Origin of the sequence: Sporosarcina sp. USHLN248, assembly GCF_037144575.1 — a bacterium.
Lineage (GTDB): Bacteria > Bacillota > Bacilli > Bacillales_A > Planococcaceae > Sporosarcina > Sporosarcina contaminans.
Genome location: NZ_JBBCZC010000001.1, coordinates 65,022 through 88,073, shown reverse-complemented (window position 1 = coordinate 88,073; position 23,052 = coordinate 65,022). Strand labels below are relative to the sequence as shown.

Annotated in this window: 16 protein-coding genes; 2 read left to right on the top strand and 14 right to left on the bottom strand. The window is 42.2% G+C overall.

Features of this window, described 5'->3' with window-relative positions; all coding sequences use genetic code 11:
• Nucleotides 1-153: 153 nt before the first annotated feature.
• The 10 genes from prfB to WFH04_RS00320 all read right to left on the bottom strand — a co-directional run bounded on the left by prfB (nucleotide 154) and on the right by WFH04_RS00320 (nucleotide 12,995).
• Nucleotides 154-1,255, bottom strand: a protein-coding gene (prfB, locus tag WFH04_RS00365) for a peptide chain release factor 2 (RefSeq protein ID WP_336822180.1) whose coding sequence is annotated in 2 segments (ribosomal slippage) — nucleotides 154-1,182 and nucleotides 1,184-1,255 — 1,101 coding nt in all. Because the reading frame shifts where the segments join, the coding sequence is not laid out codon by codon here.
• 642 nt (nucleotides 1,256-1,897) lie between these two features.
• Entirely contained in the window at nucleotides 1,898-4,402 is a 2,505-nt protein-coding gene (gene secA, locus WFH04_RS00360) for a preprotein translocase subunit SecA (RefSeq protein WP_336822056.1), read from the bottom strand.
• A 745-nt stretch (nucleotides 4,403-5,147) separates the two neighbouring features.
• Nucleotides 5,148-5,711 (bottom strand): ribosome hibernation-promoting factor, HPF/YfiA family, encoded by a 564-nt coding sequence (gene hpf / locus WFH04_RS00355; protein WP_336822055.1) that lies wholly within the window; start codon nucleotides 5,709-5,711, stop codon nucleotides 5,148-5,150.
• A gap of 348 nt (nucleotides 5,712-6,059) precedes the next feature.
• A complete protein-coding gene (locus tag WFH04_RS00350) occupies nucleotides 6,060-7,541 on the bottom strand; it encodes a methyl-accepting chemotaxis protein (RefSeq protein WP_336822054.1) in 1,482 nt (493 codons plus the stop codon).
• Between the two features lie 83 nt (nucleotides 7,542-7,624).
• A complete protein-coding gene (locus WFH04_RS00345; RefSeq protein WP_336822053.1) occupies nucleotides 7,625-9,091 on the bottom strand; it encodes a methyl-accepting chemotaxis protein in 1,467 nt (488 codons plus the stop codon).
• 375 nt (nucleotides 9,092-9,466) lie between these two features.
• Complete coding sequence (gene fliT / locus WFH04_RS00340) at nucleotides 9,467-9,820, bottom strand: flagellar protein FliT (protein ID WP_336822052.1); 354 nt, start codon at nucleotides 9,818-9,820, stop codon at nucleotides 9,467-9,469.
• The gene (gene fliS / locus WFH04_RS00335) at nucleotides 9,817-10,218 is read right to left on the bottom strand and encodes a flagellar export chaperone FliS (RefSeq protein WP_336822051.1); all 402 of its coding nucleotides are present in this window, start codon (nucleotides 10,216-10,218) and stop codon (nucleotides 9,817-9,819) included. The genes fliT and fliS overlap by 4 nt, the downstream gene beginning before the upstream one ends.
• A gap of 58 nt (nucleotides 10,219-10,276) precedes the next feature.
• Nucleotides 10,277-11,746 carry a flagellar hook-associated protein 2 gene (locus WFH04_RS00330; protein WP_336822050.1) on the bottom strand — a complete coding sequence of 490 codons (1,470 nt, stop codon included), beginning with the start codon at nucleotides 11,744-11,746 and terminating at the stop codon, nucleotides 10,277-10,279.
• Nucleotides 11,747-11,761: 15 nt separating this feature from the next.
• Nucleotides 11,762-12,130, bottom strand: a complete 369-nt coding sequence (gene flaG / locus WFH04_RS00325) for a flagellar protein FlaG (RefSeq protein ID WP_336822049.1) — start codon at nucleotides 12,128-12,130, stop codon at nucleotides 11,762-11,764.
• A gap of 160 nt (nucleotides 12,131-12,290) precedes the next feature.
• Entirely contained in the window at nucleotides 12,291-12,995 is a 705-nt protein-coding gene (locus WFH04_RS00320) for a gamma-glutamyl-gamma-aminobutyrate hydrolase family protein (RefSeq protein WP_336822048.1), read from the bottom strand.
• Between the two features lie 140 nt (nucleotides 12,996-13,135).
• Between WFH04_RS00320 and WFH04_RS00315 the strand changes: the two genes are divergently transcribed.
• Entirely contained in the window at nucleotides 13,136-15,109 is a 1,974-nt protein-coding gene (locus WFH04_RS00315) for a methyl-accepting chemotaxis protein (RefSeq protein WP_336822047.1), read from the top strand.
• A gap of 556 nt (nucleotides 15,110-15,665) precedes the next feature.
• Complete coding sequence (locus tag WFH04_RS00310; RefSeq protein ID WP_336822046.1) at nucleotides 15,666-17,663, top strand: methyl-accepting chemotaxis protein; 1,998 nt, start codon at nucleotides 15,666-15,668, stop codon at nucleotides 17,661-17,663.
• 441 nt (nucleotides 17,664-18,104) lie between these two features.
• On the opposite strand, the gene WFH04_RS00305 is transcribed toward WFH04_RS00310, so the two are convergent.
• From WFH04_RS00305 to WFH04_RS00290, 4 genes are all read right to left on the bottom strand, one after another.
• Entirely contained in the window at nucleotides 18,105-19,706 is a 1,602-nt protein-coding gene (locus tag WFH04_RS00305; RefSeq protein ID WP_336822045.1) for a gamma-glutamyltransferase family protein, read from the bottom strand.
• A gap of 245 nt (nucleotides 19,707-19,951) precedes the next feature.
• Complete coding sequence (locus WFH04_RS00300; protein ID WP_336822044.1) at nucleotides 19,952-21,478, bottom strand: tripartite tricarboxylate transporter permease; 1,527 nt, start codon at nucleotides 21,476-21,478, stop codon at nucleotides 19,952-19,954.
• Between the two features lie 18 nt (nucleotides 21,479-21,496).
• The gene (locus WFH04_RS00295) at nucleotides 21,497-21,946 is read right to left on the bottom strand and encodes a tripartite tricarboxylate transporter TctB family protein (protein ID WP_336822043.1); all 450 of its coding nucleotides are present in this window, start codon (nucleotides 21,944-21,946) and stop codon (nucleotides 21,497-21,499) included.
• 54 nt (nucleotides 21,947-22,000) lie between these two features.
• The gene (locus WFH04_RS00290) at nucleotides 22,001-23,002 is read right to left on the bottom strand and encodes a Bug family tripartite tricarboxylate transporter substrate binding protein (RefSeq protein ID WP_408020152.1); all 1,002 of its coding nucleotides are present in this window, start codon (nucleotides 23,000-23,002) and stop codon (nucleotides 22,001-22,003) included.
• Nucleotides 23,003-23,052 lie beyond the last annotated feature (50 nt).

The window sequence follows — 23,052 nt, the reverse complement described above, 5'->3', positions numbered from 1 at the left end:
TTGATGACAAAGTGGATTATTTTTCTTTGCACTGATCTTTCCTGCATTGCCTTTACCTTTTACTATACACATAAACGAAAATTTAAAACCCTTTACCAAAAAGAAAAAGCGCACCGAAGTGCACTTTTTAATGTATAGTTTTCATTAAACGAATCAAGATATTTTAGAGCGTAGATACGCATTAATGAACATGTCGATTTCTCCGTCCATTACAGCGCCAACATTTCCCGTTTCCTCGTTTGTCCTATGATCTTTAACCATCGAATACGGGTGGAATACGTATGAACGAATTTGGCTGCCCCAGCCGATTTCTTTCTGTTCACCACGAATTTCAGCTAAACGCGCTTCTTCTTCTTCAACCTTGATTTGGTACAATTTTGCTTTCAATAAATTCATTGCCCGTTCACGGTTTTTAATTTGTGAACGCTCCGTTTGACAGGTCACAATTGCACCGGTTGGAATATGTGTAATCCGAACGGCTGAGTCGGTCGTATTGACGTGCTGTCCACCCGCGCCACTTGAACGGTACGTATCGATTTTCAAATCCTCAGTACGGATTTCAATATCAATATCCCCATCAAACTCAGGCATTACTTCCACAGAAGAGAATGATGTATGGCGGCGACCTGAAGAGTCAAACGGTGAAATTCGGACTAAACGATGAACGCCTTTTTCAGCTTTCAAATAACCATACGCATTATGGCCTTTAATTGAAAGTGTGACAGACTTTACGCCCGCTTCATCTCCCGCTTGATAATCAAGAGTTTCAACCTTATATCCTTGGTCTTCAGCCCATCTTGTATACATACGAAGCAACATAGAAGCCCAATCCTGCGACTCTGTACCTCCCGCTCCAGAATGAATTTCAAGAACGGCATTACTACTGTCAAACTCATCGCTCAACAACATTTGTAAATCGAAATCATCCATTTTTTTCTTGAAATCTTTCAACTCGGATACCAATTCCTCTTGTAGCTCTTCATCAGCCTCTTCACGAAGCAACTCAAGTGTCATTTCCAAGTTTTCCTGCGTCGCATTCAAATCATTGAATGCACCAACCGACGCTTTCAAAGCATTTGATTCCGAAATGACTTTTTGCGCACGATCTTGGTCATCCCAAAATCCCGGTTCCAACATCACCTCGTCTAATTCCTGCATCCTTGCCTCTTTGTTTTCTAAGTCAAAGAGACCCCCTGAAGTCCGCTAATTTCTTAGCTGTTTTGTCGAGTTCATTGCGAACATCGGATAATTCCATCATAATAATTTCCTCCTGAAATAAAATCAAATTGAGAATCGAACAACGTAGAGTTCGATTTGCCGTATTTCTGCGTCATTTGCAGAAATTAAGGCACCTTTACACCATTTTAGTTGCATTGGTTCCTCCGACTGACACACATGCATAATTACAAGTTATGAAGTCAGAACAACGTAGAGTTCGATTTGCCTTAATTTCTGCGTCATTTGCAGAAATTAAGGCACCTTTACACCATTTTAGCTGCATTGGTTCCTCCGACTGGCACACATGCATAATTACAAGTTATGAAGTCAGAACAACGTAGAGTTCGATTTGCCGTATTTCTGCGTCATTTGCAGAAATTAAGGCACCTTTACACCATTTTAGCTGCATTGGTTCCTCCGACTGACACACATGCATAATTACAAGTTATGAAGTCAGAACAACGTAGAGTTCGATTTGCCTTAATAAAATTTTCCTGTTAAAAACATTTTAAGCTGACTTGAGATGAAGCCTACTAAGCGAAAAGTAGTAATGCAACCACGTCACATAAAACACCCATCAGCCGCAGATCGCTCCGCAGGCTGATGGATTAGATGCACTAATTTATTTTATGACATGGCACCATTTGCGTCCAATCATAATTTATTAGAAATGCAAAAATTACCCTTTACCATGACAATTTTTATATTTTTTGCCGCTTCCGCAAGGACATGGATCATTTCGGCCAATATTGACCTTACGACGAATCGGCTTCTTCGCCACTTTCTCACCATCTTCTTTCGGATTGACAGCTTGCCCCTTCGCAACCTCTTCCCGCTCCAAGTTGTTGCGGATTTCTGCCTTCATTACATATTTCGCAGCATCATTCTCAATCGCCATTACCATATCTTCAAACATAGCGAAGCCTTCAGACTGATACTCACGAAGCGGATCTGTTTGACCATAAGCACGTAAATGGATACCGTGGCGCAATTGATCCATCGCATCGATATGATCAGTCCATTTCGTATCAATTGCTCGTAAAAGGACGACTTTCTCGAATTCACGCATGCGCTCATCGGACATTTCCTCTTCTTTCTCATCATAGCGTTCCATAACAGCTTGGCGGATCAATTCGATCAATTCCTCAGATGATTTGCCTTCCATTTCTTTTGCGGTCAATGTACCTTCCGGCAGCAAATTCGCACCTAAGAAATCTTCAAGACCTTTCAGGCTCCAGTCTTTTTCACCATCAGGCGCATGCATTGCAACTGCCCGTTCAATGACATTTTCCAACATCCCTTCCAATATTGGACGGACATTTTCAGATGCCAACACTTCATTTCGCTCTTTATAAATAATTTCACGCTGTTGGCGAAGGACATCGTCGTATTGCAGCAACCGTTTCCGAGAATCAAAGTTGTTCCCTTCAACCCGTTTCTGAGCTGACTCAACGGAGCGTGTTACCATTTTCGATTGAATCGGCGTGGAATCATCCATACCTAATTTCGTCATCATATTTTTCATCTGCTCTGAACCGAATCGGCGCATCAATTCATCTTCAAGAGACAAATAAAACTGTGTTACACCTGGATCTCCTTGACGCCCAGAACGACCGCGAAGCTGATTATCGATCCGGCGCGATTCATGGCGCTCTGTGCCAATAACCGCAAGGCCGCCAAGTTCTTTAACACCATCACCTAATTTAATATCCGTACCACGGCCCGCCATGTTCGTCGCAATTGTCACTGCACCCTTTTGACCTGCTTGTAAAATAATTTCGGCTTCTCTACCATGGTTTTTCGCATTCAATACATTATGCGGAATTCCATACTTTTTCAAGAAGTTTGAAATGATTTCGGACGTTTCAATTGCGACTGTTCCGACAAGAACTGGTTGGCCTTTTTTATGGCGATCCCTAATATCTTCGGCAACCGCTTTATACTTTCCATCCATCGTTGCGTAAATCAAATCAGGACGGTCATCACGTGCAATCGGACGATTTGTCGGCACTGCAATTACATTCATATTATAAATATTACGGAACTCTTCCTCCTCCGTCTTCGCTGTACCAGTCATGCCGGCAAGCTTATCGTACATACGGAAAAAGTTTTGGAACGTAATCGTTGCAAGCGTCATCGTCTCATTTTGAACTTCCAAACCTTCTTTCGCCTCTATCGCTTGGTGAAGCCCATCGCTATAACGACGACCTTTCATGAGACGTCCGGTGAATGAATCGACGATCACTACTTCGCCCTCTTGAACGACATAATCAACATCGATATGCATACTTGCATGTGCTTTCAATGACTGGTTGATTGCATGGTTCAATGTTACGTGCTTCAAATCGAACAAGTTCTCAATGCCGAAAGCTTTTTCAGCTTTCTCAATTCCAGATTCCGTCAAAACAACGCCTTTTGTCGACTCATCATATGAGTAATCTTCTTCTTTTTTCAACGTCGCAACAAATCGGTTCGCTAATCCATATAGCTCCGCCGATTTCGCTGCTTGCCCCGAAATGATCAATGGCGTACGCGCTTCATCGATCAAAATGGAGTCAACCTCGTCAATTACTGCATAATGCAGTGGTCGTTGCACTTTATGTTCTTCATACAAAACCATATTGTCACGCAAATAGTCGAACCCCAGCTCATTGTTCGTCGTATACGTCACATCGGCCTGATAGGCTTCACGCTTCTCTTCTTTTGATAAACTATTTAAATTCAATCCAACCGTTAATCCTAAAAACTCAAAAAGCTCGCCCATCTCATTCGCGTCACGGCTCGCCAAATATTCGTTCACCGTGACGACATGGACGCCTTTTCCTTCAAGCGCATTCAAATAAACCGAAAGAGTAGACGTCAACGTCTTACCTTCCCCGGTTTTCATTTCCGCGATATTCCCTTCATGCAAAGCGGCTGCACCCATAATTTGAACACGGAATGGATACATCCCCAATACACGGCGTGAAGCTTCACGCACTACTGCAAAAGCCTCTGCTTGAATATCATCAAGTGAAGTGCCTCCTGCAACCCGCTCTTGGAACTCAGCGGTCTTCTCCTTCAATTGCTCATCAGTTAAACGCTCCATTTCTTCTGCAAGCGCTTCAACCGAATCTGCAATCTTTTCAAGACGTTTCAAATCTCTTTTATTCGGATCAAACATTTTATTCAATACGCCAAGCATATACGTCACATCCTCATTTAGTTCACCCTTCATTTTAACACTGTAAAAAGCACCGTGCAAATCGTCTGAATGATTTATAACCCTTTTATCCTAAAACCTCTCAGAAATCAATTTTCCTTCAAATAAAACATAGCGATAGTCAACAATTTATAGACGTTCTCCGCTCTAAAACGTTGCAACGCCTTATTCGCATAAACAACTGCTGTCTGATACGCATCAACCACATTAAACACTCATAACCGACAAACTCATACACATAAATACCATCCCTTACGCATTGCGCATGCAATGACCATATAATTTCTCTCAAGACAGCATAAGCACTAACCTCAAACGCATAACTCCCAGCCCGGCGCGCATTAAACTCTTCAAAGCAGCATAAACACCGCCAGCACACGCATATACTCCTACAAAGCAGCATAAACGCCAGCAGCACGCGCATATACTCCTACAATGCCGCATAAACACCTGCAGCACACGCATAAATTCCTACAATGCCTCATAACGCCTGCAACACACACATATACTCCTACAATGCCGCATAAACACCAGTAACACACGCATATACTCCTACAATGCCGCATAAACACCTGCAGCACACGCATAAACTCCTACAAAGCAGCATAAACGCCAGCAACACATGCATATACTCCTACAATGCCGCATAAACACCAGCAGCACACGCATAAACTCCCCCAAAACCCGCAAAAAAGCCCCCGAATCACTCGAGGGCCTGTCATCTTTATTAGTTTGTTTCAATTAAACCGTATTTACCGTCTTTCCGCTTATACACAATGTTTGTTCCATCAGATTCCGCATCTGTAAAGATAAAGAAATTATGGCCTAACATGTTCATTTGTAATATGGCTTCTTCCTGATCCATTGGCTTCAGATCGAATTGCTTTGTGCGGACTACTTGGAATTCTTGATCCTCAGTCAAAGCCTCGTCATTGTTGTTCTTCTCTCTCTCAACTGATTGCAAAAAGGCTGCGACGCCTTCTCGTTCACGGAATTTACGATTTACTCTTGTTTTATATTTTCGAATCTGTCTTTCAAGTTTATCAACGATTAGGTCAACCGCCGCATACATATCGTCGTGGCGCTCTTCCGCGCGGAGTGTCAAGTTTTTCATCGGGATTGTAATTTCCACTTTAGTCTGTTTGTCATTGTAAACTTTCAGATTTACGTGGGCTGTAGCATTAGCGCCTTCAGTGAAGTACCGTTCCAACTTCTGGACCTTTTTCTCAACGTACTCACGAATTGCTGGAGTTACCTCAATATTTTCCCCTCGGATGTTAAAGTCTAGCATATGAACTCCTCCTTTAATTAACCGTTGATATATATTTCTCCATATTCTCTCCAAAACCCTTTTTAATTTTGAAGAAAATATTAAGAACTTGTCGAAATGTGACGAAAGCATGTACAGCATTTTCTTGCACATGATAACGTTACATATATAGGTCTGCATACCCCGTTGCGCTTGCTCCTAATCAGAGCACAGACCTACCATCTTACCGGAAGTCTATAGGTGGATTCAAAAGGACGACTCCGGCTCATACTAATGAGCTTTTTCATCCTTACTGCTATTATAACAAACAAAAAGGTTTTTTTCTTTCTTTTCGATTCAACTTTTCAGAAAATTGATTTTAAACGCCCTTTACCGCACTTCAATCAACTCCTTCGTCCGTTTCATCGTCCCTTCCAACGTTCCAACAACTTGTTCATTATCACGAACCGTCTCATGCACTGTCGCATTCACCTCTTCAAGAGAAGCACTCGATTGCGCCAACAACTCCGCGAAATCTCCCGTCATTTTGCCGATGTTGGCCGTTTCATCAGCAATTCTTTTCATCTTCTCATCAAACCGTCCGAACTTCTCATGCAAACGATCCAAAGTATAATGCATCGATTCTACATTTCCTTCTGCCGACACGGTCAGCTTGCCCTGCTCCCTAAGCTTCTCTGTGCTGCCCGATAAATTTAACTGTGATTCCTTATTCATCCGGTTTACTTCCGTCAAATTGTCGTTTATTTCATTTAAAGTTTCAGCTGTCATTAATGATAATTTCCGTATTTCCTCGGCTACAACCGCGAATCCTTTGCCGTGGTTACCTGCGCGGGCCGCTTCAATTGACGCATTCAATGCCAATAAATTTGTCTGTTCCGTAATCGTTTCGATTGATTTCGCCAATCCATTCGTCCGCTCGATATTTTCCGTAAGAGCAGTAAAAGAGCGATTCAGATTTCCTAAAAACTCTTCGACATCCGTCATCCCCTTGCGAACTCTCCTCATCGTGTCAACAATTTCTTCCGAAGTCCCTCGCAGATAACTTGTTTCTCCAAACATCCGCTCCGCCTCTAACCGCATTTCAGCAACATCTTCACGAGCAGCCTGTGAAAACTGAGCAATTTGTCCGATTTGCGTAGCCTCCTGTTCCACTCCCGCTGCTAATCCATCCATAATGGTTAGCAGCTCCTTTTGAGATGCTAAATGCCGCTCTGCCGTTCGCCCAATAGAATCCAAATCATTTGCCACTTCTTCGACGTTATGGTTCAATCGCTCACGCTTCTTCGTTTCTTCATTCGCCCGCTCAGTTTGCTCTTGAGAAAATAGGCTAACTTGAGCCTCTAACTTTTTCGTTTGCCTTATCTGAATCAATAAACCCGCCCCTAACAAAATCAGTGTCAACATGACACTTCCTTTGCTCGAAGCAATTTGCTCCTGATGCGGATATTGCCATAGGAAAACGATCATGACGATGATCGACAATCCAAATCCGAAAGACATAATACGCATGGAAGCATGTACGCTTGCAATACCTGCTATGAAAAACGCAATGCCTGCAGTTGCCAATGAAGGATTACCGGCAATCCCATTGAATATCGCTGCAGTAGCTGTAAACCCAATAATAATCCATGGAAAGATCCTTTCGATAAGCTCACTTCTTTTCGCTAACAGGTAAATAATGACCGAAATCGTTACCGGAACCGCCATACTCACTGTTTTCAAACCATCTTGTCCAGTCAATAAATAAAACAAAGTGCCAATGAAACTTGAAGCCCCCAATGTTGCAAATAAAATAAAATTCTTTTTCGCAAATTGCTCCTGTACAAACTGTTCCACATTCCCCATTGCCATCCCGCTCCCCTCTTGGCATCTGTTAATTTGAAATCACGATCGATTGAACAGTTAAAAAATGTATGCAGTAATGCCCTCGTACTTTATTCACATAAACGAACGGCTTCCCTATGCGTCTTCTCTATCGTCTGTGCAATTACCTGCTGTTCATCTGTTAAATTTGTCAATGTGGCATTCAGTTCTTCTATTGAAGCAGTGCTTTGTTGCACGGTAGCGGCAAAATCCATCGTCCGGCGCTTCACCAATTCACTGCTCTCCAAGACAAGGAGGAAGTCCCCTTTAAACTTGTGCAAAGCCTTTTGCAAACCTTCCATTGCAGTAAAAAGCACTTCAAAAGCCTGTGTAGAAGTATTCGCAACAACAGCCTGACTTTCCATTTGGACAAACCCTTCATCCAACTTCGCAACGGACTGTTCAGTATACCGATTGACCTCTCCCAAATTCCGATCGATTTTTTCAAGCGTATTGCTCGTTAAACCAGCCAATTTCCTTATTTCCTCAGCAACGACCGCAAAGCCTTTTCCGTGTTCACCAGCCCGTGCTGCTTCAATCGAGGCATTCAGCGCTAATAGATTCGTCTGCTCCGTAATCGCCTTTATTGAACCAGCGAATTCATTCGTCTCCGCAATTTTATTTGTTAGCATGCTGAACGTTTCATGCAGCTCCTTGAATGTCAAAATAAATACCTGGATTTTCTCCTTTAATTCCCCCATTTTTATTGCGCCTTCATCAGCACGCTCCCCTGCTTTAACTGCTTGATCCGCAATGCCACCAAGCCCTTCAAATATTTGCGTTACTGCTTCATTCGCCTGCTCAGTGTTTTCTGCAATTTCAGTAATATGGTCTGCCTGCTGCTGGCTGCTCACACTTACTTCATTGACAGCCAACAACATTTCACGCTGGGAATGAGCATTCGTTTCTGAGCTTTCTGTTAGCTGCGCCAAATAATTTGTAATCGTTTTAACCGTATGTTCCATTTTTTCTTTCAGCTGTTGCTCTTCAAAAGCTTTAGATGCTGTAAGTTGAACAAGCTCTTCCACATGGGCAAAAACTTTTCCATTTTGTCGAACGACCAATAGTAAAATGACACCCGCCAAAACTTGTAAAATAACTAAATTTCTACCGCTCGTCTCGACTAACTGTGGATCTACAAAAAGGCTATTGTTCATAATCATTGCAATGATACTTAATATAAAACCAAACATCATAATGCGCATTTTTCCATGAATCGGTGAAAGAGCCAACAACAAAACAACTACACCAATCGAACCTAAGTTCGCTTCCGAAAAATACATAATTGAAATTGCAATTGCAAAATTTAATAGTAATAATACATAAGGCAAATAGGTCGAAAAAGGACGCCATTTTATTGAAATACCATATGCAAGTAATGCCAAAACAAACGGAATGGCAACTGATAGTAGTATTTCTGTCGGTGATCGCTGTATCAGCTGAGCGACGAGCCCTAATCCCGCAGCTATAGAGAAACCAATAATCATGATTCGATTTTTTTGTAGCCAATCTTCCATTCGTACTTGTTCAAGATTCAATAATGACACACCCTTCAGCAGTTAGGTTAATAGGATCATATTATGACAATATAATAAGTAAATATTATCATGAATGAACAGTCATTCATATAGGTGGAACTAACCATTCTGAATACTAAGATTGCGCATAAAAATGACCCAATGCTTTGTTTTGAAATTGTGTTATCGCTTAGCGTTGAGGATTTTTTTACGAAATATCAATTCTTTATAATAGATACCGTCAAGACAATTGATCAATTTGGAAAGATCGTACTTGAACCATTTATTAGTCAACTATTAAACTGGCCAGCAGTACTTCTTCTATAATCAAAAAACTGCACCTTACATGTTAGAACGTTCTAACATGTAAGGTGCAGCTAAAATCTTAATGATTATTTATTGTTTCGTATCATAGAAAGTACCATCTCGCGCTACTTTTCCATAAGGATTTACATAATGTTTCATATGCTCTTTTTTCGACTGAGCCGCTGAAATATCCGAGCGAATCTGCTTCGTAAATGTAGTCAACGCCTGAACGACTCGTTGTTCAATAGCGACCAGTTCCTTTCCGGCCAATTCTTCCTCCGGAGTAAAAGGAGCCACGATTTCCCGTTGCAGTTCATCTCGTTCGTCCAAAAGACGCTCGATTTGTTCAATTAATTCATCACGTTGCTCTTCTCCTGATTGACTGGTCAAATAAAGTAGCCGATCAGCTACTTCTTGCCAGCGTACCATCGCGGGCCGAATCATATTTCATCCATATTCGCATACTGTTTTTGCCGGTTGATCTGAATCACTTGCTTCCAAGTATCGCGAAACTCCGTCATAATGTCCGCAGCTTCATCATAGAACTTGCTTTCATTTTTAATATTCGCTTCTAATAAACGATTATTAACAAAATCATATAACGTCATCATCTGCTCAGACACTGCAACGGACGTATCCAAGGTGACCATCAGCTCAGAAACGATCGCTTGAGCCTTCTGCGTCGCTTTATTTTTCTCCTCGATATCGCCCGTCTCCAATGCCTTCTTCGCCTGATGAATAAATTTCAGACAGCCATTGTATAACATAAGCGTCAACTCGCCAGGCGTCGACGTATTCACCGAATTGTTCTGATACGTTGCATACGGATTGTTTATTGCCATTATTGCTTGTCTCCTTTAAAAGGGATTCTCAAAGCGGATGAATCCGCTTGTCTAGAAATTAGTAACCGCCACCGCCAAATGCATTCATAAGACTTGCCGATTGGGCATTCGCTCTTTGAATTGCCCGCTCCATCGCTGTAAACTGTCTCCATAAACGATCTTCCGTCATTTTTAACCGTTCTTCAAAACGCTCAATTTGCTTGTTCATATCATCCAAATTCTTGCCCAAAGTAAACGTATCATTCACGTCGCCCACTTTACCAGCACGCTTTTGAATAGTCTTTTGAGTTGCATCAACTATTGTACGTAATTGACGGGCAAAACCATCTTTTCCGTCTGTTTGCTTACTTCCATCGTTTGCAAAGAGTTGATGAACTTTGTTCGGATCCTCGGAAATCGCTTGTTTCAACTTATCCTCATTAATGACTAACTTACCGCGATCCAAGTAGTCTTTGGAGGTTGTAATGCCGATATCTGACAACGATTGTCCATTCACTGAGCCCATTAGCGCTGTCCGCATTTGCGACAATAAACTTGATATATCCGAGTCATTGCGCAACGTACCGCTCTTTGCTTTCTCTTCCCAAAGCTCGATTTCCTTTTCTGTCATCTCTTTTTTCTGCTCAGCAGATAAAGGTGGGAATGAACGGTATTTCGGCTCACGTATTTGTTTATTCAGATCTTCGATTAGCGTATTGTATTCATCGATGAATTTTACAACATTTTCGAAGACTTTTTCTGTGTCCGTTGCAGAGTTAAAAGTTATATCTTTATTATTAGCTTCCTTCAAGGTAATTTCGATGCCATCAATTTCAAACGTATTGGAAGATCTTTCAGTTGTTAGACCGTTGTATGTGAACTTCGCATTTTGCCCTCCCTCAAAATCACCAATTCCTATTATTGAAGACAAGTCACCCATTTCATCTACCCCACTAATTTCCACCTTCATTTCTCCTGACTCCTTGGCAGTAAAACCAATTTGGCCAGTGTGGGAATCAAAAAATGCTCGAAGCCCTGTTTTCTGTGAAATCTCAGTTACTAAAGCATCTATCGTATCATCTTTCGACATTCTGATTTCCACTGCTTCTTCCATGTCAGATGTCTTTATTTTTATTGCAAAAAAACGATCTGTGCTGTCAGTTAGCTCACCTAATTTAGTAGTAGCAGTTGCTTTTTCACCATTTTCATTTGTTAAAGCCTTACTTTGAAACGTTGCATTCGTAGCTAATTGTTCCACTCGAATTGTCCCTGTAAAGTTTTCCATATTACCTTTTGCACGTATAGCTATATCATTCGGTGAAGATATCGAAACTGTTTTATGACTAAAATTCTTCGACATGATCATATTATCAAAGATATTATTGTAAAAATCTTTTAGTTTTCTATTAACACTCCGGTAATCATCCACTTGCCATTCCAAATACTGTTTCTTCTGGTTAATTTTATTTAACGGTATACGGTTTGCCGTCATCATGTCTTTAATAATCTGTTCCGTATCCATTCCTGTTGCTAATCCACTAATTCGCATTGTTTAAAAACCTCCTCAAATTTTTCGGTCGATAAGCAGTCCGACAAATTCCTTCATTGCCGCGTAGATATCCATGAGCTTCTTTGAAGGAACCTCTCGGACAACCTCGTCTGTTTTCGAATCGACAATTGTAACATAATACTCATTCAATTCATCATGCAGCTTAAACCGCAGCTGTGTATTGACGCTTTCTAAGAACGTATTCATGCTGTCTGTCATTTGCATCGCTTTTTCAACAGGCAGATGACGTTCCTCTTGGGATTGTTGTTGGGCTTCAACCGATATCGCTTGGACTTCAGCAACCATCACTTCCGTCTCTACCAGAGCGCCTTCCATCCTCGCCCCAATTGGTTGAGATCCATTTCCCCCAATTCGTCCGACCATATTCCAAACCTCCCCATAAACTTGAAACATCGTTACCAATTGTATCGGCTATCCGAAAGAAAAGTTGAGCAAAATGAGACAAAATAACGTATTGAAATGAAATAGATAAGAAAAAGATCCCAGACTTTCTTTAAGTTAAGTCTACGATCTACTTCATCTCTCATTTATTGCTACAACTTTCTATAAATTTTTTAAACAATTTCTCTGATAGAATGTCCCCGTTATTTGCCAGCACTTCCGGATGCCATTGAACACCGATTACAAATTTATGCTTTTCACTTTCAATCGCTTCTACGACCCCATCATTCGCTATTCCCGTAATCCGCAATGGCTTTGCCACATCACGAACAGCTTGATGATGAAATGAATTCACAAAAATCTCGTGAATATTGGCAATCTCTAAAAGTTTGCCACTTGAGATTCTAATTGAATGTGAAGCATGGCCCCTCTTTGCAATTTGCTTATGTTGGATTAAAGACTTTTCATATTGCGACTCCAAATCTTGATAAAGCGTTCCGCCAAAAATAACATTTATCATTTGCATTCCTCTGCAAATGCCTAAAATAGGTTTATCCGCATTTAACATTTGACGTGCTAAGCGAATTTCCATTGAATCACGTCCCGGAGTAACACGACCTAATTTCGTATGCGGGTCTTCACCAAAATAGTATGGGGCAACATCATCTCCTCCAGTTAACAGCAACCCATCCACTAAAGATGCGTACTGCATCACATCTTCGTCAATCCCTATTGGTAGAATAACCGGCGCACCCCCTGCCCGGGTGACCGCCTCTATATAAGCATATTGCAGTTGCTGGGTATCCTCATCATCTACATTGCATGTAATTCCGATAACCGGTTTCATGTACACATCTCCTTTTCGTTATTTTATTACAATAATGGTCGTCCAACTCTATACCCAATATTCCCCAACTAAACAATTGTAGTAATTTACCGAAGATAGTTTTGTAATATACTTATTTAAAGGGTTTGGAGGAAACAGCCTTGCTTAAATCAATCAAGACAAAAATTATTGCAACTGTCACTGTTTTGTTTGTAATCGGGATTACAATTATGACAACAATTAGCAGCTTACAAGTGAAAGATCGTACGCAAGATACTGTCATTCAATCGAGTGAAGCGCTTGTCGGTGGCATGAGCAATATTGCGGAAAACTTTTTAGGGCAATACGGAAAAGGGATCGAATTTTTATCGACTGCTAAAAGCTTGCAATCATCTACTAGCAATGAAGCGTTTCAGCATTTTAATGAGGAGATGCAGCCATTTCTTGCAATTTATCCTGATGTATCATCCGTTTACTTCGCATTGCCAGACAAATCGGTAATGATCTATCCAAATACAGACTTGGGAGAGAGTTTTGATCCAACTACAAGAGAATGGTACGAAAGGGCAGCTACTGTATTAGTTGAAGTTGCTTGGTCAAAACCATACGTCGACGCTGCATCTGGTGAATGGGTCATTACAGCATCCAAAGCCGTTATGGCTGACAGCAAAATGATTGGCGTTGTTGCGCTCGATATACAACTGTCCAAATTAGACGAAATGATTTCTTCGACCGAAATCGGTTACGAAGGGATTCCTTACATATTAGACAGCGAAGGAAATGTCATTAGCCACCCAACGTTGAAAGGGGAAAACGTCAAAGAACGGCCTGATATGAAAGAAGTCTACGCTTCGGACTCTGGAGAAGTTCGTTTCAAGAATGAAGAAGGCGTAGATCGACTGAATATATTCTCGACAATTCCTGATTTTGGATGGAAAGTCGGAGCTGTATATGAAGAGAAGCACATTGCCAAAACGGCAAATGAAATGCGGAATTCTATGATCATTATTGCAGCAATCATTGTATTTGCTACTTTTGCCGCATTATACTTTGTCATTAAACAAATCGTTAAACCGATCAGCTCTATGAAAGATGTCATGAATACAGTGTCTAATGGCGATTTGACTGTATTGGCAAATATTAGTACAAAAGATGAAATTGGAGATCTTGGGCAGCATTTTAATACGATGATCCATCAAACAAAAGATGTGATCACTACTGTTCAACAATCTGCCAAAAACGTTTTGCTCAATTCCGAGTCCCTAAGTGCCATAGCCGAAGAGACGAGCGCATCGAGCATGGAAGTTTCCTACGCGATCAATGAAATCGCAAATGGCGCTGCGAAATCCGCGGAAGACGCAGAACTTGTTGCAGAACGAGCTGACCGTTTAGGCAAACAAATTGAAAAAATCATTGAAAAAGCAGATATGATGAATGAAATAGCCCATAAAACAGGTGCGATGAATACCGAAGGAAAAGAACGAATGAATGAAATGAAGCATTCATTTACAAACTATGAATCTGATTTGCGCTCTATGTCAGTGGTCATTGAAACATTGAGCGAAAAAGTGAATGCAATCGGAGGCGTCATGCAGACGATCACGGACATTTCCGCACAGACGAATTTATTGGCATTGAATGCAAGTATTGAAGCTGCACGTGCTGGTGAACACGGAAAAGGGTTCGCCGTTGTTGCTGAAGAAGTTCGGAAACTAGCGGAACAATCATCGCTTTCAACAGACCAAGTACAAGCAACGATTCTTGAATTGCAAGCTGAATACAAAATCGTGACAAATAATATGAAGAAAACAATCGGTAATTTCCAGCAGCAAACTGTTATCGTCAATGAAACAGAATCAACATTCAGCACGATTACTTCACTTATGGAGAAGATGCAAACTTCGATTGAGGAAGTCACTTCTGAAATTGGTCGCGTTGTTGCCTATAAAAACGAAGTTGCAGAAACGATCCATACGATGGCTGCTACTTCCGAAGAAACAGCGGCAGCTTGTGAAGAAGTTAGCGCCTCAACTGATGAACAGCTACACGCTATCCAATCAGTCGCACAATCCGCAGAAACGCTAACAAAGTTAAGTGAGGAATTAAGCATCGCAGTAGAGAAATTTAAAATATAAATCGATTTTTGTTGGAGTGTTGTGTTGATTGATGAACGCTTTCGCTTGAAGGATATTTGTATCGATTTTTAGTCTGCAGCCACCCGATACATGGCAGCGACCGGGCAAATTGCGGTATAACCGATCAATCAACAAAGGAGACCTCCCGATACTTATCTTTAACCGCTTCATATCCAACGGCAAACGCCCGATAACAAGCAGCAACCGAGCGGTTTCCAACACCAACCGCCCGATTCGAAGCAAAAAGTAATCAATAAACACTCTCAACTGCAATATACAAACGATTAACTTAAACTCTATTACTAAAAAGCTGTACTGGACGATTAAAGCCGGTACAGCTTTTCAATTCTAACAACCATCTGCTTTTTACTCATTACAATTGTCGACTGCTAAAATGCTTGAAAAGAATAATTAATCCCTGAAAACACTCTCTTCCTATTGTTGATATATTAACTGAATTAAGAACACTATTATTATTTATATATAGCTAAACATAGTGCTTAATAATCCGAAATGAAAGGTTGTATGAATAACCTAAAAAAAGGAAGGTGCGACCATGTTTAAGTCCATTAAAACTAAAATTATCGTTACAGTGTCCGTTTTGTTCATTATCGGTATATCAATCATGACTGCACTTTCAATTCTACACGTGAAAGAAAAAACGAGGGAAAGCATCGTTGGGCAAAGTGAAACTCTCATACATGAAATAGGGGCTTTCGTTGAAAATTTCATTGATTTGCATGAGAAAGGGCTTACACAACTATCAAATTCCTCTCATTTGACGGATTTTGCAGATGCTGATGGAAATTATGCTGAATACCTACCCGCCATGGAAAAGGAATTCAATTCATTCCTAAAACTATATGACAATACATCTATGCTTTATTTCGCGTTGCCATCGAAAGAGATGTTGACCGTTCCGAAAGCAGATTTAGGCAGTGACTATAACCCAACAGAATTTGAATGGTATCAGGAAGCAGCTGCGAATCCAGAGAAAGTCTATTGGACAGAACCGCATATCGACCGCGCGACGGGTGAATACTCGATTAGCGCCATGAAAGCCGTTCAAAAAGACGGTAAGCTCATCGGCGTATTAGGTCTTGATATTCGAATGGACCAGTTGGCAGCAGCCATTTCTACGAAAGATATTGGTCATAACGGGTTTTTAGCACTTTTTGATGCACAAGGGACAGCGATGGTTCACCCTGAATCTGCAGGAGAGAATCTGATGGACGCTCCTTACGTTGAAGAGATGTTTCACTACGAAAACGGCAAAGAGCGCGGCGACATTCAGTTTACACATGATGGCGATTCAAAGATCAATACATTTGCAACCGTGTCCGGCTTAGGATGGAAGATCGCCGCAATATACAGCACGAAAGAAATTGATCAGCTATCCAATTCCTTGAAAATATGGATGATCATCATAGAAGTCGGTATCTTAATTTTATTTATCGTAGTTCTTTACCCGGTCATCAATCGTACAGTGAAACCGATACAGAAGCTGAAAGCGCTTATGCAAGAAGTTTCTGCCGGTAATTTAACGGTCAGATCTACGATTCAATCAAAAGATGAAATCGGAGAACTTGGAGATTATTTTAATATAATGATTGAAGACACTAATCGTGTAATTGCTCTCGTCAATCAATCAGCAGAGGATGTACGCACACATTCTGAAGGCTTAAGCGCAACTGCAGAGGAAACGAACGCCTCAAGCAATGAAGTCGCGCACGCTATCGGAGAAATCGCAAATGGCGCATCCCGTTCGGCAGTGGACGCTGAAGCTGTTACTGAACGAGCTGAATTATTCGGTAAGGAAATAAATGTCATTACCAAGAAAGCAGCTCAAATGCAGGAGCTTGCAACAAAAGTCGGTGACATGAATTCCAGCGGCCAAAAACAAATGAACGAGCTAAAACAATCCTTCAGTAGCTGGGAGATTGAGATGAAGTCGATGGCTGAAGTAATTGACACGTTAGAAGAAAAAGTGAAGGCAATCAACGGTGTTATGGAAACGATTACCGAAATTTCATCTCAAACAAATCTACTTGCGTTGAATGCCAGCATCGAAGCAGCACGTGCAGGAGAACACGGAAAAGGCTTCGCAGTCGTTGCGGAAGAAGTCCGTAAATTGGCCGAACAATCCGCTCGATCGACGGAAGAAGTGAAAGCGACCGTCATTGAATTGCAAGAAGGCGCGAAACAAGTTTCTCAGCAAATGTTTGACACAAGGGAAAACTTCCGCCGGCAAGGCGTCGTCGTCAACGACACCGAAGTAACTTTCGATCAATTAACTTCCGTAATGACCGAGATGGAAACTTCGATCAATTCCATTTACCATGAAATCCAAAAGGTTGCCGTCCACAAAGACGAAGTTAGCGAAACCATTCAAACAATGGTAGCCACTTCACAAGAAACAGCGGCGGCTTGTGAAGAAGTCAATGCGTCAACAGATGAACAAGTACGAGCGATTCAAACAGTGACCGAAGCAGCAGAAACATTGACGGACCTGAGCGAGGAATTAAGCAAAGCGGTGAATCGGTTTAAAATTTGATCGACTACGTGGATGATATGTGATGAAGAGAGGATGCGTCAACCGATTGCCAGAGAGGGCTCAAAATTACGAAGCAACAAGATTAGTTGAGTAACATACGATCGTGTAAAGTGTGTTACCGATCGTAAAGACAGTAAAGCAGCTCGAAGATTCTTAGTAACTTCTCGTAAGTTCGAGGCAAACGATCGAAAATACAGAGAAGCCGCTTGAAAATACACATATCGACCACTTGTTGCACCCATCAATACTCATTACAAAAACAAAAAGCGCCCAGAAAATCGATTTATCGACTTTTTGGACGCTTCTTTAATTACGAACAGAAGCACTTCTCCAGGTATTTAAACAGCCTCTTCGCAAACCAATCCTCTTTGCATTGATTGTTTATAGTCTTACGTCGGTTATCGCCACTCATTTCTTCATATTTTAGTGCCTCTAAAAACTCTACCACACTGCAATCGACCCATCTGTCCTCGACTCCGTCCCTCCTGATAAGACGCCTGTTTGTTGGTTTCTCCAAATGATCTGTCCTCTTCCAAAAGATCCACTGTCGATTGTTGGCACAACTTGATGTCCTTTCCGAGTGAGCGCCTGTGCTAAGTAATTCGGAAAATTGGGCTCGACAAGCAATTTATTGCCCTCTACCCATTGCCAACGCGGTGCATCCAACGCAGCTTGCGGGTTCAATTTGTAATCAATTGTATTAACGACTACTTGGAAATGCCCTTGAGGCTGCATGAACCCACCCATAATGCCAAACGGGCCGACTGCATGTCCGTCTTTCGTCAAAAAGCCTGGAATGATCGTATTGTATGAACGTTTTCCTGGACGCAACACATTTGGATGATGTGGATCAAGCGAGAAATCGACACCGCGATTTTGCAGCCCAATCCCCGTCTCCGGTACGACAATTCCCGAACCAAACCCCATATAATTTGACTGTATGAATGAAACCATATTCCCCTCTTCATCCGCCGTAGCTAAATAAACCGTCCCACCCTTTGGCAATTCAATCGGTTCAGCAATGGTTGCATGCTCTTCGATACTCAAGGCTCGCAACTTTGCGTATTCTTTTGACAGTAAATACCCGGCATCAATAGGCATATCAGCCCCTTCCGTTATGAAAGCTTTACCGTCTACAAACGCTCTTTTCATTGATTCGATTTGCTCATGCAGTGATTGTACGTCATTTTGTACAGCAGGATTCATTTCAGAAAAAATATTCAGTGCCATGAGCGCAATCATCCCTTGCCCGTTCGGAGGAATTTCCCATACATCATATCCTTTATAATTGGTGGACATTGGAGTGACCCATTCTACTTCGTATTTTTCCAAATCCGTTTTTCTTAAATAGCCGCCGTTGTTCGCAACATGAGCAACGATTCGATCCGCCAATTCTCCTTTATAAAAAGACTCTGCATTCGTTTCACCGACCATCCGCAATGTCTTTGCATGACTTTCCGACCTCCACATTTCTCCGATTGCTGGAGGACGTCCATCCGGGGCAAACGTTTTAAACCATTCATCAAAGTCTGAAGAATTCAACGCTTTGAATTTATGAAAGGCAATCCGCCAATATTTCCCTAATACCGGCGTTAACGGATACCCCTCTTCCGCGTAACGGATTGCAGGAGCCAACGATTCAATTAAAGGCAACTTTCCAAAACGCTTAGAAAGGGCTGCCCAAGCTGCAGGCACGCCAGGCACAGTAATGGGCGTAAACCCGTACATCGGCATCTTCTCATGGCCAGCCTTTTGCATCTCCACAAGTGTTAAAGCCTCTGGTGCAGGTCCAGAAGCATTGAGACCGAATAACTGATCTTTCACCCAAACAAGCGCAAACGCGTCCCCTCCGATGCCATTCGAAGTTGGCTCGACAACCGTAAGCGCCGCCGCTGTTGCAATCGCTGCATCAATCGCATTGCCTCCCTTCTGCATAATTTCAATCCCGGCTTGAGCTGCAAGCGGCTGAGACGTTGCTACCATCCCTTTTCGCGCGAATGCTGTATGGCGCGTCGCCGTATAGGGGTTGTATAAATAATCCATTGTCTTTCCTCCGATTAGCGCATTTATTTTTTAAATAATTCTGTATATAATTATAGAATAGTTTAAAAGATTTGAAAGACATTCAGAAATGAAAAATAATGTATGTTTAAAACAAGGCGTTTGCAGGTTTATCTCAACACCCATATCTCTATAAAAACAATCACTATATTATATTCTGTAAGGCAATAGCGTTATTTTCCAACAAAAAGTGGATTGCTCATTTTCAAAGCAATCCACATATGTTCTCATCCTTCTTCCTCTACAATTACCGCCCTCCCTTTCATCTTAAGCAGGAGCGGAATTAAAAGCCATGCTGCCGCTGCGATAATAAAAACAAGTGACAGAGGCTTCGTGAAAAAGATGCTAAAATCGCCATTTGAAATCGTTAGTGCCCTGCGCATGTTATTTTCAATCATCGGTCCTAATACGAGCGCCAACACTAACGGAGCGACTGGATAATCGTTTTTTGCCAATAAATAACCGACAACACCGCATCCTAACAGTAAATATAAATCGAATGTCGTATATTGCACAGCGTACACTCCGAAAAAGGAGATTGCTACGATGATCGGCAACAAATACTTTTTCGGTGTCTGAATCACTTTAGCGAAAACACGGACGAGCGGCATGTTCAAGGCAAGCAGCATTAAATTTCCAATGAACATACTGGCGATCAGCCCCCATGCGACTTCAGGATGCTCATCGAAAAGGAGCGGACCTGGCTGTATATTGTACATAATTAAAGCGCCCATTAAGATCGCAGTCGTGCCGGAACCAGGGATTCCGAGCGTCAGCAAAGGAATCATTGCACCTCCAGAAGCTGCATTGTTTGCCGATTCCGGCCCCGCGACTCCAGCAATATTTCCTTTCCCGAACGTTTCAGGGCGTTTTGCGAATTTTTTCTCTGTCATATACGAAAAGAAAGAAGCTAACGTTGCCCCGGCCCCCGGAAGTACACCGATGAAAAAACCAAGCAAAGAACCGCGGACGATCGGAACTGAGCTGTCTTTCATATCTTGCTTTGTCGGGAGAATTCGATTGATTTTTGCAATCGCTCCTCCTTCCCCATCACGCTCCAATATCGTCTTAAACACTTCACCAAGCGCAAATAGCCCGACTGCAATCGTTAAAAACTCCAACCCTGAAAATAGAATCGGCTGGTTGTATGTAAAACGGGCGATTCCTGACACAGCGTCAATGCCAATCGTTCCTAACAAAAGGCCAAAGACTGTCATTATTAAAGCTTTCGTCATCGACTTTCCTGCAAGGCCACTCACTGCGGCCAATCCCAATAGCATTAATGAAAAATATTCTGCAGGGCCGAACTTGATGGCGACATTGGATAGCGGTTCCGCTAACAATACGAGACCGATTAAAGAAATGATCCCCGCAACAAACGATCCGATGGCAGCAATTGCTAATGCAGCTCCCGCCCGGCCTTGCCTCGCCATTTGATACCCATCAAGCGTCGTCACGACCGATGACGATTCACCAGGCGTATTTAATAATATCGAAGTAGTAGAACCACCATACATCGCGCCGTAATAAACGCCTGCAAGCAAAATGATGGAGCTCGCAGCTGCCGCGCTTGTCGGCATTCCTGAAGTAATCGTTGCCGTAACCGGAATGAGCAATGCGACCCCGCTCATCGGCCCGATACCTGGCAAAACGCCAACAGCTGTGCCAATTACAACACCAATAAATGCAAACAATAGATTATGCCATTGAAATGCTATCGCAAACCCATCAGCTAAAAATTGCAAAGTGCTCATATTGTGACTCCTTTCTCATTACAGTAGAGGGAATCCAGGCAATGAGCCGCCAAGAAATTCCGCAAAAAAATAGTAAACACCAAATGAAAAAACAGCAGCGATCATTAAACTCGGAACGATTCGACCGCGCTCCATCGTTTGAAAAGCAATTAGCAAAAATAAAAACGTTGAAACGACATAGCCGATTTTCTCCAACAAAAAGGCATATAGTGCTGCACTGATAAGGATGACGAAAAACTTCTTATACTGGAGTTTCTCTTTCACCGCTTCGGTAGATTGATATTTGAAAGTTTCGTAAAGCAACCTTATACTCAATAAGATTAAAATTACGCCAAGTCCTAACGGAAAAATCTTCGGACCAACTGCCGATCCGTACGCGCTATCCGAAATTTTCATGCTCTCTATGACAAATAAAAGGCCAACTAGTAAAAAAGCGATGCTTGCATATCGATCGAAAGTTTTACTCATTGTCTTTCCTACCTCCTTAAAAGAAAAGGCGGCTACGAACACCGCCCGCCAACACTATTTTTGCATGCCTAATGCGGTGAGAAGTTCCACGATAACTTGATCTTGTTCTTCCAAATACTTCGTGAAATCATCGGCATCGCGGTATTCACTTTCCCAGCCATTTCTCGCTATTTCTTCTTTCCATTCATCCGTCTCTACCATTTCTTTAAGCTTTTCCTCCCAATAACCGACTGCAGCATCCGACATTTCCTTCGGGCCGAAAATTCCGCGCCAGATCGTAAACTCCGCGTCAATTCCTTCTTCTATAAACGTCGGAACTTCCGATAATTCGCCACCTAAACGCTCCGTTGAACTGACAGCAAGAACGCGTACATCACCGGATTTCACATATTGACCGATCGTAGAAGCATCCGTCGCAATAACATCCGCATTGCCGCCAAGCAATGCCGCTACCGCTTCTCCGCCGCCATCATACGAGACATACTTCACCGTTTTCGGATCAAGACCATATTCGAAAGCAGGCAAGACACCGACAAGATGGTCCATCGATCCAGGTGCAGATCCCCCAGCTAGTGTGACAGAAGATGGATCGCTTTTAATAGCTTCCAAAACGTCTTTCAGCGTCTCGAATTCCGACTCTGCTTTTACAACAATCGCACCGTAATCACGCGTCAACTGTGCCAACGGCTTCGTATCTTTATAACCGTATGGACTGTTCCCTTCAGCCTTGTTGTTATTGATTAATAAAGGCGGCGATTTCACCATCAAAGCATAATCATTCTTCGCTTCTTTCGTTGCAAACTCCGCCATATAGACAGCACCGCCACCACCCGGCTTGTTTTCAACTGTAATCGGTTTTTCAATCAATTTTGTGTCATTCATCGTCTTCGCAATCGCACGAGCAGTAAGATCCCAACCACCGCCAGCCCCTGATGGAGCAACGATAGTTATATTACGCTCCGGATAATTCATGGACTCCCCATCCGTCTTTGAACACGCCGCAAGCCCAACCGCCAATACACCTGTCATCGCGATTGTCGTGAATTTTTTCCACATCTCCTACATCCCCCTTTAAAAATAAAAAATGATGATAGCGTTTTCATTCG